We start from the raw sequence: 13105 nt of genomic DNA on the forward strand, positions 1-13105 counted from the left end.
TTAATTCTGAAAAATATAAACTTCAGTAGCTCCTAGTCCGTATTTTTGATAATCTGCGTCATAAAACTTTAAATTATCATATTTATTAAATAGGTATTGCAACTCTTCCTTAAGCACTCCCTCTCCCACTCCGTGTATAAAAACAACTTTTTGTATTCTTTTTTGAATAGCAAAGTTTAATTGACGTTTAGCTGTTTCTAACTGTAAATTAAGCATATCAAAATTACCCATTCCTTTGCTAGACTTTACAAGCTGATTAATGTGTAAATCTACTTCCATTTTAGGAATATTTCGCTCTTTTGGTTTTATTGCTGGTTTATTTTTACGTTTTGGCTGCTCTTTTTCTTGTTTAATTTTAGCCACTTCATAATTAGATACTCTTATTGTATCTGCATTTGCAATTTTAATTAGCTCTTTAGCTAAATAAGATATTTCAAAACCCAAATCAGTTTCAATGGTAATATTATCACCAACTACGGCAGTAACTGTACCTGAAATAGTATCATCTAAAACCTCTACTTTATCACCAATGCTAAAATTCTTCATACCTAATTCTTACATCTTTTACCTCTTAATTTTAAAAAATAATAAGACGTTTATTTTCTTTCCACAAAAATAGTAGTATTTTTCCAGTTCAAAAATAGATTGCAAGCCTAAATGCTGTTACCAAGACTAGAGTTTAACATTAATGATTATATGCTTCCTTGTATGAACAAGAAGTTTTTTGGTGTAGACTGCCCTGGTTGCGGCATACAAAGATCAATTTCGTTAATACTGCAAGGAGATTTTAGTGGTGCATTTTATATGTATCCCGCAATTTATTCTTTAATTCTACTTTTTGGTTTTATAGGGGTTAACCACTTCTATAAAATTAAATATGCTAATAAAATTATTATTTCCTTATTAGTCATCAATTTTGTATTAGTTTTTACTAACTATATTAATAAATTTATTTAACCAATTACTTTTTTAAATTATGGAACAACAAAAATTACCAAACGTTACTATTGCATTAGTATTAGGAATAATTTCTTATGTTGGATGCTGCTGCACTTCTGGATTTGGAGGAATACTTTTTTCTGGTATAGCTCTATTTTTAATAAATAAAGACACTAAAATCTACCAACAAAACCCACAAGAATACTCAAACTTTGGACAGTTAAAAACCGCAAAAATTGTTTCTATTATAGGTCTTGTACTAAGTATTATAACAGTAGGGCTTTACATATTCTTTAAATCTACAGGTGCTTATGATGAAATGATGGAAGAGTTTATGAAGGGATACAACCAAGGATATAATCAATAATATATATCTAAATTATGAAAGAAGAATTACCAGGTGCTAGTAGCGCTATGACAATGGGAATAATTGGCTTAATTGCAACTGTTGCATGTTGCGGACCTCTTGGAGCTATTTTTTGTTTTATTAGTTTATCTAAGGGTAAAAAAGCAAGATTACTTTATGAGCAAAATCCAGGCCAATACACAGGAATTGAAAATGTAAAAACCGCGAAGATTTTATCTATCATAGGATTAGTTATAGCGGCCCTATATCTTGTATTTATAATACTATACTTTGGAGTTATAATAGCTGCCATTACAACAGGAAGTATGGATGGTATGCAATATTAAACTACAATAGACATATTGATAGCAAAAAAATCCCAATACATATGTATTGGGATTTTTTATTTTAAGTTTATTTGTAAACTAGTTTGCTACTTCACTAATAAATTTTATTCTATATAAACGTAGCTCTTCATCTTCATAGTCACCATCAAACTCTTCTACAGCAGCATCAATATTATCAGATTCTGCCTCTAAAAAGTAATCGTGTATTTCTTCTTGTTGGTCTTCATCTAAAGTTTCATCTACCCAATAAGTAATATTTAGCTTTGTACCACTATATACTATTTGTTCCATTTCTTTTATCAACTCTGCTAACTCTAAACCTTTAGCATCTGCAATATCTGTTAATGGTAATTTACGATCTACGTTTTGTATTATGTACAGTTTTAAAGCAGAATTAGCTCCTGTACTTTTAACCACCAAATCATCTGGTCTAACAATATCATTATCCTCTACATACTTGGCTATAAGTGCTAAAAATGGTTTTCCGTATTTTTTAGCTTTACCTTCTCCTACTCCATGTATGTTAAGCATATCTTCCATACTGGTTGGGTACTTAAGCGCCATGTCATCTATAGACGGATCTTGAAAAACTACAAAAGGAGGTACACCGTGCTTTTTAGCTTCAGACTTTCTAAGTTGCCTTAACAACTGTGCAAGCTCTTTATCTGCTACACCACCAGAACTTTTTGCTGCACTCACAATAGCATCATCATTTGCTTGGCTATACACATGATCTTTTGTCATTAAAAATGATTTTGGCTCCTTGGCATAATCAACACCCATTGGTGTAACACGTAAAATTCCGTACTGTTCTATTTCTTTACGTAAATAACCAGCAACTAAAGTTTGGCGAATTAAAGCCATCCAATAACCAGCATCTTTATCTTTCCCTATACCAAAAAATGGTTTTTCATTGGTTTTATGCGAAGTTATTAGTGCATTTTTTTTACCAATTAAGGTATTTACTATTTCCTTAGATTTAAATTTTTCTTTAGTGCCTTGTACCACACTAATAAGCTTAACTACATTTTCTTTAGCTTCTACTTTTTCTTTAGGAGTACGGGTGTTATCATCCATATCTGCTCCTTCTCCATTAACCTCGTCAAATTCCTCTCCAAAATAATGAAGAATAAATTTTCTACGAGACATAGATGTTTCTGCAAAAGCAACAACTTCTTGCAGCAATGCATTTCCAATTTCTTGTTCTGCAACGGGTTTCCCAGACATAAATTTCTCTAGCTTTTCTATGTCTTTATAAGAATAAAAAGCCAAACAATGTCCTTCTCCTCCATCTCTACCTGCCCTACCAGTTTCTTGGTAATAGCTTTCTAAACTTTTAGGTATATCATGATGTATTACAAAACGCACATCTGGCTTATCTATACCCATACCAAAGGCAATTGTTGCAACCACAACATCTACCTCTTCCATTAAAAACATATCTTGATAACGAGACCTTGTTTTTGCATCAAAACCAGCGTGATAAGGCACAGCACTAATACCATTAACTTGTAATACCTGTGCTAATTCTTCAACTTTTTTACGACTTAAGCAGTATACAATTCCAGATTTACCTACGTTTTGCTTTACAAAACGTATTATATCTGCTTCTATATTCTGAGTTTTTGGTCGTACTTCATAAAATAAATTAGGCCTGTTAAATGATGCTTTAAATAGTTTAGCATCTGCAATCCCTAAATTTTTTACAATATCTTCTTGCACCTTTGGTGTAGCTGTTGCCGTTAAACCTATCATAGGTATATTGTCTCCTAGCTTACCAACAATGGTTTTTAAATTTCTATATTCTGGTCTAAAATCATGTCCCCACTCAGATATACAATGGGCTTCATCTACCGCTACAAAAGATATTTTTACAGATCTTAAAAACTCCACATACTCTTCTTTTATAAGAGACTCAGGAGCTACATACAATAATTTAGTTACACCGTTTACAATATCTTCTTTCACCTCTTTTACTTGAGTTTTAGTTAAAGAAGAATTTAAAACGTGTGCAATTCCGTGTTCAGAAGAGATACCACGTATGGCATCTACCTGATTTTTCATCAAAGCTATTAGAGGAGAAACAACAATAGCTGTACCTTCTTGCATTAACGCTGGTAACTGATAGCAAAGCGATTTGCCTCCGCCAGTTGGCATTATAACAAACGTATTATTACCCTTAAGCAAGTTATTGATGACACTCTCTTGTAATCCTTTAAATTTTGTGAATCCAAAATGTTTTTTTAAGGAAGCGTGCAAATCAATGTTAGAGTTACTCATAGTATTGTATAGTGGTTGTGTTTACTGTTTTAAATAAAATAAAATTCAAGATACTCAAATTTTAGGAATCCGTACAAAATTTAAGGCAAATTTAATTTCAATCAAATTACTGTATCACATAAAAATAAGTTTACGTAATTTTGTATTCTTAAAGATAATACATCTTTTTTAAAAGAACACATAATTTAAGATTACATTGAGCAACTCCAAAACAATTATAGATATTGCTAAGCGTACAATTTCTAATGAAGCTGATGCTATTAAAAACTTATCTAACCTACTAGATACCAATTTTACAGATGCTGTAAATACTATTTACAACTCTAAAGGAAGATTAATAATATCTGGTATAGGTAAAAGTGCCATTATAGCGCAAAAAATTGTGGCTACCTTAAACTCTACTGGTACACCATCTATATTTATGCATGCTGCAGATGCCATACACGGCGACCTTGGTACTGTTTTAAAAGATGATGTAGTTATTTGTATTTCTAAAAGTGGTAACACACCAGAAATTAAAGTTTTGGTACCATTAATTAAAAGAGGTGGAAACGTATTAATAGGAATGACAGGAAATACAGATTCTTTTTTAGCACAACAGTCTAACTATGTATTAAATACATATGTAGAAAAAGAAGCTTGCCCTAATAATTTAGCACCTACCACAAGTACAACCGCACAATTGGTTATTGGTGATGCAATTGCCGTTTCTTTATTAGAACTTAAAAGATTTACAAGTAAAGATTTTGCCAAGTACCACCCAGGTGGTGCATTGGGTAAAAAACTGTACTTGCGTGTAAATGACATTGTAAATAACAACCAAAAACCAGAAGTTAAAACAAATACACCTGTTAAAGAGGTTATTGTAGAAATTTCTGAAAAAATGCTTGGCGCAACAGCAGTTTTAGAAAATGATAAAGTTATTGGTATTATTACTGATGGAGATATTAGACGTATGCTTAATACGTATGATAATATTGGAAACTTAACCGCTAAAGACATTATGTCTAAAAATCCTAAGACAGTAAATACAGATGTTTTAGCAGTTGATGCATTAGAACTAATGCAACAACAAGAAATATCTCAATTGGTTGCTGTAAAAGATTCCAAATACGTTGGTTTATTACATTTACATAACTTAGTAAACGAAGGCATTTTATAATGGCAAAAAGTAAAAAAAACCCGGACGAAATGTCCTTTTTAGACCATTTAGAAGAACTTAGATGGCACTTAATTAGATCTACACTAGCAGTTGTAATTATTGGTATTGTTGCATTTGCAATGAAGGAATTTATTTTTGATACCGTATTATTGGGACCTAAAAAAATGGATTTCCCTACCTATAAATTCTTTTGTTCTATAGCTACGTATTTTGGAATGGAATCTAGTTTTTGTGCAGATACCCTACCTTTTACCATACAAAGTAGAACTATGGCAGGGCAGTTTTCTGCTCATATATGGACCTCTATTTGGGCTGGTTTTATACTTGGCTTTCCTTATATTTTATATGAAATGTGGCGTTTTATTAGTCCAGGCTTGTATGAAAAAGAACGTAAAAATTCTAAAGGTTTTATTTTTGCCGCATCATTTTTATTTTTCTCTGGTGTGCTTTTTGGTTACTATATTGTAACTCCTTTCTCTATTAACTTTTTAGGCACATACCAAGTTAGTAAAGAGGTATTAAATGAATTTGATTTAAGCTCCTTTATATCTACCGTAAAAGCATCTGTAATTGCTTGCGGTATAATGTTTGAGCTTCCAATAATAATATACTTTTTAACAAAAGTAGGCTTAGTTACTCCAGAAGTGCTTAAAAAGCATAGAAAAATAGCATTGGTTGTAGTATTAATAGTAGCTGCTGTTATAACTCCTCCAGATGTTGCAAGTCAAATTGTAGTAACAATACCCGTTTTAATACTATATCAAATTAGTATTTATATTTCTAGAAGAGTGTTAAAAAATGAAGCTAAAAAACTAGGTAAGAATGTCACAAAATCCAGTTAAAGAATTTAACGAGTACCGTTCTAAAATGAACGAAAAAATATTAGCAGATAAAAACAAGGTTATTAATAGAATTTTTAACCTTGATACTAATGCATACAGCAAAGGAGCCTTAGATGTAAAAACTAAAGAACTACTAGGACTAGTTGCTTCTGCGGTTTTACGTTGCGATGATTGCGTAAAATACCATTTAGAAAGTTCGCACAGAGAAGGTGCTAATAAAGATGAGATTATGGAAACACTTAGTATTGCTACCCTTGTTGGCGGTAGTATTGTTATTCCGCATTTAAGGCGTGCACACGAGTATTGGGAGGCTATAGAAGCTAACCACGAAGGTTAAAAAAAAGGTAAATCTTCTCTGTTTACAAAAAGAATAACTTAGATTTGGATATTCTATGGAAAAAATGAAGCTTAGAGCAGACAATATAATGAAGTCCTATAAAGGACGACAAGTAGTAAAAGGAATATCTTTGGAAGTAAACCAAGGAGAAATTGTTGGTTTGTTGGGCCCAAATGGTGCTGGTAAAACAACTTCTTTTTATATGATTGTTGGACTCGTAAAACCTAATGGTGGTAATATTTATTTAAATGATATGAATATTACACAATTTCCTATGTACAAAAGAGCACAAAACGGAATTGGCTATTTGGCACAAGAAGCTTCAGTTTTTAGAAAGCTTAGCATTGAAAAAAATATTTTAAGTGTACTACAACTTACAAAACTGAGTAAAAAAGAGCAACATATGAAAATGGAGTCTCTTATTGAAGAGTTTAGTTTAGGACACATACGTAAAAACAGAGGAGATTTACTTTCTGGTGGAGAACGTAGGCGTACAGAAATTGCACGCGCTTTAGCCACAGATCCAAAATTTATATTATTAGATGAGCCTTTTGCTGGGGTAGATCCGGTTGCAGTAGAAGATATACAGCGTATTGTAGCTCAATTAAAAAACAAAAATATTGGTATTTTAATTACAGACCACAACGTACAAGAAACTCTTGCCATTACAGAAAGGTCTTACTTAATGTTTGAAGGTGGTATTTTAAAATCTGGTGAACCAGAAGAACTAGCTGCCGATGAAATGGTAAGGCAAGTTTACCTTGGCCAAAACTTTGAGCTACGTAAAACTAAAATAGATTTTTAAAACTAAGTTTATTTAGTTCCTAATTTACTTACTACAGACAATAGTATATAAGTTACTATTATAATTGGTACCGCTAAATATTTTAGCGTTATTAGTAATACTACGCATAGTATTAAAAAAATGTAGCGAATAGCATTATCCTTAAAATTCCAGGTTTTAAATTTTAAAGCAAACAAAGGTAAATTAGCATTTAATAAATATGCGCTTAAAGCCGTAACTGCTAGTAAAAACCATTGGTTTAATATTACATCATTTAACAAAGGGAAATTTTGGTAGGCTAATATTAACGGCAATGAAATTATTAAAAGAGCATTTGCTGGTGTTGGTAATCCTATAAAAGATTCTGTTTGGTTTTCATCTATATTAAATTTAGCCAACCTGTAACCAGAAGCTAAGGTTATTACAAAACCTATAAAAGGAATTATAGACGAAATTTGAAATCCAGAGGTATAAAAATTATTTTCTACCCCTGCAAACATTGCAGAACTCCATCCGCCTGTAGTAGACATTAATAATAATTTATACATTACTATACCTGGCACTACTCCGCTTGTTACCATATCTGCTAATGAGTCTAACTGTAAACCAAGCTCGCTCTGTACTTTAAGCATACGAGCAGCAAAACCATCAAAAAAATCGAAAAATATACCTAAGAAAACAAATAAAGCAACCATTTCAAAAAGTCCGTGTACAGCAAAAAGCATCGCTAAACAACCACAAAATAAATTTAAAAGCGTAATTAAGTTAGGTATCTGTTTTTTCATTTTTTTTAGTAAGTTTAGTGTATTGCTATATTCTTCAAAAATACAGTAATATTAGCTGCTTTGGTAAAAATAGCATTTCTTTAAAAAAAACAATTTAAAAAGCTGCTTTTTTAAAAAGCATACGGCAGTTCTTCTAATTTGTTCGATATTTGTTACTCCTAAAAAATAATGAACTTGAAAAATTACATTAAAGCTATCGTTTTTATACTGTTATTAGCTAATGCATCCTTGGCTTACTCACAAAACAGTTCTATATCTAACAATGCTCAAATTAGTGTACTTACATGTGGCTCTGGAGATGAATTGTACTCTACCTTTGGCCATAGCGCTATTAGGGTTTGGGACCCAGTTACAAGAACTGATAAGGTGTATAATTACGGTATTTTTGATTTTAACGCTCCCAACTTTTATTTAAATTTTGTGAAAGGAAAATTGCTTTTTAAAGTAAATAAGCAAGATTTTTCTAGATTTTTGTATGAGTATCAATATGAAAAAAGATGGGTAAAAGAGCAAGTTTTAAATCTTAATACCGAACAAAAACAACAGCTTTTTAATTACCTAGAAAAAAATGTAAAGCCCGAAAACAGAGATTACTTGTATGATTATTTATACAACAATTGCGCTACTAAAATTATTGAAGTTTTAAACATTTCTATTGGCAAAGACATTACTTTTAACGAAGATCATTTAGAAAAAAACTTTACATTTAGAGAGTTATTAGATCAAAAATTAAAGACAAACACTTGGTCTAGTTTTGGTATAGATTTAGCTTTAGGCTCTAAAATAGATAAACAAGCCACTATTTTACAACATACATTTTTACCAGACTATGTATGGTCTCAATTAAACAACAGTACTATAAAAAACGCTCCGTTAGTACTGTCTAACAGAACCATTTTAAAAGAACATAAAAAAGTAAATAGTATTAATTTTTTAGGAACCCCTATGTTCTGGTCGTTTTTACTTTTAGCGTTTGTAGCTTTTATTACTTACACAGATTACAAAAATCAATTATGGTCTAAATGGATAGATGCGTTTTTATTTTTTGTAACTGGCTTAATAGGTTTAATTTTAACCTTATTGTGGTTTGCTACAGACCATACTGCAACCGCAAACAACTTTAACTTGCTTTGGGCTATGCCTGTAAATTTAGTTGCGTTACTTTTGCTATTTAACAAGCAAAATAAAAAAGCAAAACTGCATATATACAGCATAATTTCACTTATATTATTACTAGTTGTACCAGTTGTACAATTAACAGGTGTTCAAAAATTTCACCCAGCATTTATTCCAATACTATTATCACTTGCCATTAGATATGCATTTATATGGCAAAAAGCAAAATAACTAAAACAAACAAATGAACCTACTTACGGTTGAAAACATATCAAAATCTTACGGAGAACACGCTCTCTTTTCAAACATTTCTTTTGGTGTAAATAAAGATCAAAAAATTGCTTTAATAGCTAAAAACGGAAGCGGAAAAACCTCTATTTTAAATATATTATCTGGGCTAGATTCTCCGGATAGTGGACAAGTAAATTACAGAAAAGGAACTCGTGTTTCATTTTTAGAGCAAGAGCCTAATATGGATCCAGATCTAACTATTGAAGAAACCATTTTTGCATCAGACAATGAAGTTTTAAAAGTTATAGCAAATTATGAAAAAGCACTTGCAAACCCAGAAGATGCAGAAAAATATCAGCTTGCTTTTGATGCTATGGATAGGTTTGAAGCTTGGGATTTTGAAACTCAATACAAACAAATATTATCTAAACTTAAATTAGATGATGTTTCTTTAAAAGTTGGTTTACTTTCTGGCGGACAAAAAAAGCGTTTAGCAATGGCTGATGCGCTTATAAACAGGCCAGACTTATTAATTTTAGATGAACCAACCAACCATTTAGATCTAGAAATGATTGAGTGGTTAGAGGAATATTTTGCTAAGGAAAATATTACCTTATTTATGGTTACACATGATAGGTACTTTTTAGAGCGTGTATGTAATGAAATTATTGAGTTAGATAACAATACGCTATACCCATACAAAGGCAATTACTCTTACTATTTAGAAAAAAAAGAAGCCCGTTTAACACAGGAAGCAGTAGAACACCATAAATCTAAATTATTATACAAAAAAGAACTAGGTTGGATGCGCAAACAACCTAAGGCACGTACGACCAAATCTAAATCTAGAATAGATGATTTTAACGACATTAAAGCTAAAGCTCACCAACGTAGAAAAGAACATACAATAGAGCTAGAGATTAATATGGAGCGTATGGGTAGTAAGGTTATGGAGCTTGTAAAAATCTCTAAAGCCTACCCAAACAAACCTATTTTAGATAAGTTTGAGTATAACTTTTTAAAAGGTGAGCGTATTGGTATTATTGGTAAAAATGGTACTGGTAAATCTACTTTTTTAAATATAATTACAGGCACAGACCAACCAGATAGCGGAAAAGTAATTGTTGGTGAAACTATTAAATTTGGTTATTATACTCAAAAGGGGATAAAAATAAAAGAAGGCCAAAAAGTTATAGATGTTATAAGAGAATTTGGAGATTATATTCCGCTTAAAAAAGGACGTCAAATATCTGCTCAGCAATTATTAGAACGCTTTTTATTTGATAGAAAAAAACAATACGACTTTGTTGAAAAACTAAGTGGTGGTGAACGCAAAAGGTTATATTTATGTACTGTATTAATACAAAATCCTAACTTTTTAATACTAGATGAACCTACAAATGACTTAGACATTGTTACTTTAAGTGTTTTAGAAAGTTTTTTAATGGATTTTCCAGGTTGTTTATTAGTAGTATCTCATGATAGGTATTTTATGGATAAGATTGTAGATCACCTATTTGTATTTAGAGGCAATGCTGTTATTGAAGATTTCCCAGGAAACTATTCAGATTTTAGGTCTTATGAAGACAGTGCTGTATTAGAAAGCAGAGAAAATAAAGAGAAAGAAGCTAAAACAGAAAAAAAATCTTGGAAAACAGAAGGCAAAACAAATAAATTATCTTTTCAAGAGCAAAAAGAATACAATAACATAGAAAATAAAATAAAAAAGTTAGAAGAAAAAAAGGTTACACTACAGAATAAATTTTCTGATGCTAGCCTTAGTGGCGATGAGATAGATAAGCTATCTAAAGAACTACAACTTGTTATAGATGAAATTGATAAAAAAACAGAACGCTGGTTTGAGCTTTCTGCAATTGTTGAAGGTTAATTTTGCTTAACTATGTTTCAAACACTTGCGCATCTACGTTTTTTATTAAAAGCAACTAACCAACACGGTGTACACTCACCTTTTATATACAATTACGTTACTAAGTGTTTGTATAAAAAAGAGAAGCTACACCGTAATAAAGGTTTTAACGTTATACTAAAAAGTATTTCTTTTTTTAATGTAAAAACTGCTTTTACAACAAATAAAGAATTAAAAAAACATATAAAAAACAACATAAATTATACCAATACTAATGTAGACTTTGGGTATTTAAACACTCCAGATTTAGCTGTTTTTAATAGCATTAACTACCATAATAACACTATGGTTTTTATACATAATATTTATAAAAACAAACAAACAAAGCAAGTTTGGGAGCAAATAAAATTACTAAACAAAGTAACTGTTACAGTAGATGTTTTTTATGGTGCTGCTGTATTTTTTAGAAAAGAACAAGCTAAAGAGCATTTTAAAATAAGATTATAATTCTGTATTTTTAAATTTATAAAAATTGAAAATGGACTACACTACTTTTATTGTTTGCGGAATTGTATTAATTATTTTTCTTGTGGTTAATTTTAGAAATAAAAAGAAAAGCAAGGAAAGAAAATCTCGTAAATTTATGAGTAATTACAAACGTAAAGAGTAAGCAATTTGGATTTTAGCAACCCATTATTTCACATTCCTCTTGGCTCTGGCAGCTTATTTATAATCGTTGGACTTTTTCAGTTTAAATTTCCTCCTAAAAAAATAAATAACCTATATGGTTACAGAACTAGCAAAGCTATGTTAAACCAAGACAGGTGGAATTTTGCGCAAAAATATTCATCAATACAATTAATAAAAATTGGTTTTTTACTTGCATTATCATCTCTATTTAGTTTTCTGTATCAACCTAAAAAAGAAATTGCAGTTGTTATTAGTATAGCGCTATTGCTTACAAGTATTATTACTTTAGTGTTAAAAGTAGAAAAAGCTATAGACTCAAAATTCAAAGAATAACATATGAAAATATATACAAAAACAGGAGATAAAGGAACTACTGCCCTATTTGGCGGCACTAGAGTTCCCAAACATCATTTACGTATAGAATCTTACGGTACTGTAGATGAACTAAACTCTTGGATGGGACTTATAAGAGACCAAAAAATTAATAACCACTACAAAGATATTATAGCTACAATACAAGATAAATTATTTACCGTTGGTGCTGTTTTGGCTACAGATCCAGAAAAAATGGTACTTAAAAACGGAAAAGAAAGGCTAAATATTGAAAAAATTAGCAACGCAGATATTGAACTATTAGAGCAAGAAATGGATAAAATGAATGAATCTTTACCACAGATGACACATTTTATTTTACCTGGCGGACACACAACCGTGTCATACTGTCATATTGCACGTACTGTTTGCCGTAGAGCAGAACGTTTAGCATCTCATTTAAACGAGAACGAACCTTTTGAAGCAAATGTTTTGTCATTTATCAATAGATTGTCCGACTACTTATTTGTACTCTCTAGAAAACTAAGCAAAGACCTAAATGCAAACGAAATAAAGTGGATTCCTGAGAAGAAAGACTAATATTTACATTATTTTAACGTTATCAACATATTGAATATCAACAATTTTAAAAAAATAAATTAAAAAACCACAAAAAAACTTGCTTTTCTTGTTTAAAAATTTATTTTTGCAAAAAATTAAAATTAACTATTACCATGTATTGGACATTAGAACTAGCATCTTACTTAAGTGATGCGCCTTGGCCAGCGACCAAAGATGAATTAATAGATTACGCCATAAGAACTGGTGCACCATTAGAAGTTGTAGAAAATTTACAATCTATGGAAGAAGAAGGTGGAGAAATCTACGAGTCTATTGAGGAGATATGGCCTGACTATCCTACAGAAGAAGATTACCTCTGGAATGAGGATGAATATTAAATAAAGAATTACACAAAAAAGTCTCCTTGGAGGCTTTTTTTTTATGTAATTTTGGCAGACGCAGTTGGCTATTTTATGCTTTTTTAAAACTGGAATACCTTTTGCGTA

17 protein-coding genes are annotated in these 13105 nt (G+C 30.9%); 14 read left to right on the forward strand and 3 right to left on the reverse strand.

Annotated elements, in window-relative coordinates; translation table 11 throughout:
* Complete coding sequence (locus tag CELLY_RS00130) at positions 1-546, reverse strand: Smr/MutS family protein (protein WP_013619610.1); 546 nt, start codon at positions 544-546, stop codon at positions 1-3.
* Between the two features lie 162 nt (positions 547-708).
* Here CELLY_RS00130 and CELLY_RS00135 point away from each other — a divergent pair, with 162 nt between their 5' ends.
* From CELLY_RS00135 to CELLY_RS00145, 3 genes are read left to right on the forward strand one after another with little or no spacing between them, the layout of a single operon-like run.
* Positions 709-957, forward strand: coding sequence for a DUF2752 domain-containing protein (locus CELLY_RS00135; RefSeq protein ID WP_316931707.1), 249 nt, complete (start codon positions 709-711; stop codon positions 955-957).
* 19 nt (positions 958-976) lie between these two features.
* Complete coding sequence (locus CELLY_RS00140) at positions 977-1306, forward strand: CCC motif membrane protein (protein ID WP_013619612.1); 330 nt, start codon at positions 977-979, stop codon at positions 1304-1306.
* A 14-nt stretch (positions 1307-1320) separates the two neighbouring features.
* On the forward strand, positions 1321-1632 hold the full coding sequence (locus CELLY_RS00145) for a CCC motif membrane protein (RefSeq protein ID WP_013619613.1): 312 nt from the start codon (positions 1321-1323) through the stop codon (positions 1630-1632).
* A 78-nt stretch (positions 1633-1710) separates the two neighbouring features.
* Here the strand turns inward: CELLY_RS00145 and recQ are convergent, their stop codons facing one another.
* A complete protein-coding gene (gene recQ / locus CELLY_RS00150; RefSeq protein WP_013619614.1) occupies positions 1711-3912 on the reverse strand; it encodes a DNA helicase RecQ in 2202 nt (733 codons plus the stop codon).
* Positions 3913-4108: 196 nt separating this feature from the next.
* On the opposite strand from recQ, the gene CELLY_RS00155 reads away from it, so the two are divergent.
* The 4 genes from CELLY_RS00155 to lptB all read left to right on the forward strand — a co-directional run bounded on the left by CELLY_RS00155 (position 4109) and on the right by lptB (position 7058).
* Positions 4109-5074, forward strand: coding sequence for a KpsF/GutQ family sugar-phosphate isomerase (locus CELLY_RS00155; RefSeq protein ID WP_013619615.1), 966 nt, complete (start codon positions 4109-4111; stop codon positions 5072-5074).
* Complete coding sequence (gene tatC / locus CELLY_RS00160) at positions 5074-5916, forward strand: twin-arginine translocase subunit TatC (RefSeq protein WP_013619616.1); 843 nt, start codon at positions 5074-5076, stop codon at positions 5914-5916. Before CELLY_RS00155 ends, tatC begins: the two co-directional genes overlap by 1 nt.
* Complete coding sequence (locus CELLY_RS00165) at positions 5897-6253, forward strand: carboxymuconolactone decarboxylase family protein (protein WP_013619617.1); 357 nt, start codon at positions 5897-5899, stop codon at positions 6251-6253. Before tatC ends, CELLY_RS00165 begins: the two co-directional genes overlap by 20 nt.
* Before the next feature lie 64 nt (positions 6254-6317).
* The gene (gene lptB, locus CELLY_RS00170) at positions 6318-7058 is read left to right on the forward strand and encodes an LPS export ABC transporter ATP-binding protein (protein ID WP_034645320.1); all 741 of its coding nucleotides are present in this window, start codon (positions 6318-6320) and stop codon (positions 7056-7058) included.
* A gap of 8 nt (positions 7059-7066) precedes the next feature.
* Here the strand turns inward: lptB and CELLY_RS00175 are convergent, their stop codons facing one another.
* Entirely contained in the window at positions 7067-7822 is a 756-nt protein-coding gene (locus tag CELLY_RS00175; protein WP_013619619.1) for a CDP-alcohol phosphatidyltransferase family protein, read from the reverse strand.
* Positions 7823-7990: 168 nt separating this feature from the next.
* On the opposite strand from CELLY_RS00175, the gene CELLY_RS00180 reads away from it, so the two are divergent.
* The 7 genes from CELLY_RS00180 to CELLY_RS00205 all read left to right on the forward strand — a co-directional run bounded on the left by CELLY_RS00180 (position 7991) and on the right by CELLY_RS00205 (position 12997).
* Positions 7991-9169 (forward strand): Lnb N-terminal periplasmic domain-containing protein, encoded by a 1179-nt coding sequence (locus CELLY_RS00180; protein WP_013619620.1) that lies wholly within the window; start codon positions 7991-7993, stop codon positions 9167-9169.
* 13 nt (positions 9170-9182) lie between these two features.
* The gene (locus tag CELLY_RS00185) at positions 9183-11057 is read left to right on the forward strand and encodes an ABC-F family ATP-binding cassette domain-containing protein (protein WP_013619621.1); all 1875 of its coding nucleotides are present in this window, start codon (positions 9183-9185) and stop codon (positions 11055-11057) included.
* A gap of 12 nt (positions 11058-11069) precedes the next feature.
* Complete coding sequence (locus CELLY_RS00190) at positions 11070-11543, forward strand: hypothetical protein (protein WP_013619622.1); 474 nt, start codon at positions 11070-11072, stop codon at positions 11541-11543.
* Between the two features lie 31 nt (positions 11544-11574).
* On the forward strand, positions 11575-11706 hold the full coding sequence (locus tag CELLY_RS17270) for a hypothetical protein (RefSeq protein WP_013619623.1): 132 nt from the start codon (positions 11575-11577) through the stop codon (positions 11704-11706).
* 5 nt (positions 11707-11711) lie between these two features.
* Positions 11712-12059 (forward strand): SdpI family protein, encoded by a 348-nt coding sequence (locus CELLY_RS00195; RefSeq protein ID WP_013619624.1) that lies wholly within the window; start codon positions 11712-11714, stop codon positions 12057-12059.
* A gap of 3 nt (positions 12060-12062) precedes the next feature.
* Complete coding sequence (locus tag CELLY_RS00200) at positions 12063-12638, forward strand: cob(I)yrinic acid a,c-diamide adenosyltransferase (RefSeq protein ID WP_013619625.1); 576 nt, start codon at positions 12063-12065, stop codon at positions 12636-12638.
* 134 nt (positions 12639-12772) lie between these two features.
* On the forward strand, positions 12773-12997 hold the full coding sequence (locus tag CELLY_RS00205; protein WP_013551418.1) for a DUF2795 domain-containing protein: 225 nt from the start codon (positions 12773-12775) through the stop codon (positions 12995-12997).
* The last annotated feature ends 108 nt before the right edge of the window (positions 12998-13105 follow it).

The sequence above is a fragment of the Cellulophaga lytica DSM 7489 genome (assembly GCF_000190595.1).
Taxonomy (GTDB): Bacteria; Bacteroidota; Bacteroidia; order Flavobacteriales; family Flavobacteriaceae; genus Cellulophaga; species Cellulophaga lytica.

Bases quoted from the DNA above. Each gene is read 5' to 3' on its own strand.
- CELLY_RS00130 (WP_013619610.1), bottom strand. From the start codon at position 546: ATGAAGAATTTTAGCATTGGTGATAAAGTAGAGGTTTTAGATGATACT.
- CELLY_RS00135 (WP_316931707.1), top strand. From the start codon at position 709: ATGAACAAGAAGTTTTTTGGTGTAGACTGCCCTGGTTGCGGCATACAA.
- CELLY_RS00140 (WP_013619612.1), top strand. From the start codon at position 977: ATGGAACAACAAAAATTACCAAACGTTACTATTGCATTAGTATTAGGA.
- CELLY_RS00145 (WP_013619613.1), top strand. From the start codon at position 1,321: ATGAAAGAAGAATTACCAGGTGCTAGTAGCGCTATGACAATGGGAATA.
- recQ (WP_013619614.1), bottom strand. From the start codon at position 3,912: ATGAGTAACTCTAACATTGATTTGCACGCTTCCTTAAAAAAACATTTT.
- tatC (WP_013619616.1), top strand. From the start codon at position 5,074: ATGGCAAAAAGTAAAAAAAACCCGGACGAAATGTCCTTTTTAGACCAT.
- CELLY_RS00165 (WP_013619617.1), top strand. From the start codon at position 5,897: ATGTCACAAAATCCAGTTAAAGAATTTAACGAGTACCGTTCTAAAATG.
- lptB (WP_034645320.1), top strand. From the start codon at position 6,318: ATGAAGCTTAGAGCAGACAATATAATGAAGTCCTATAAAGGACGACAA.
- CELLY_RS00175 (WP_013619619.1), bottom strand. From the start codon at position 7,822: ATGAAAAAACAGATACCTAACTTAATTACGCTTTTAAATTTATTTTGT.
- CELLY_RS00180 (WP_013619620.1), top strand. From the start codon at position 7,991: ATGAACTTGAAAAATTACATTAAAGCTATCGTTTTTATACTGTTATTA.
- CELLY_RS00185 (WP_013619621.1), top strand. From the start codon at position 9,183: ATGAACCTACTTACGGTTGAAAACATATCAAAATCTTACGGAGAACAC.
- CELLY_RS00190 (WP_013619622.1), top strand. From the start codon at position 11,070: ATGTTTCAAACACTTGCGCATCTACGTTTTTTATTAAAAGCAACTAAC.
- CELLY_RS17270 (WP_013619623.1), top strand. From the start codon at position 11,575: ATGGACTACACTACTTTTATTGTTTGCGGAATTGTATTAATTATTTTT.
- CELLY_RS00200 (WP_013619625.1), top strand. From the start codon at position 12,063: ATGAAAATATATACAAAAACAGGAGATAAAGGAACTACTGCCCTATTT.
- CELLY_RS00205 (WP_013551418.1), top strand. From the start codon at position 12,773: ATGTATTGGACATTAGAACTAGCATCTTACTTAAGTGATGCGCCTTGG.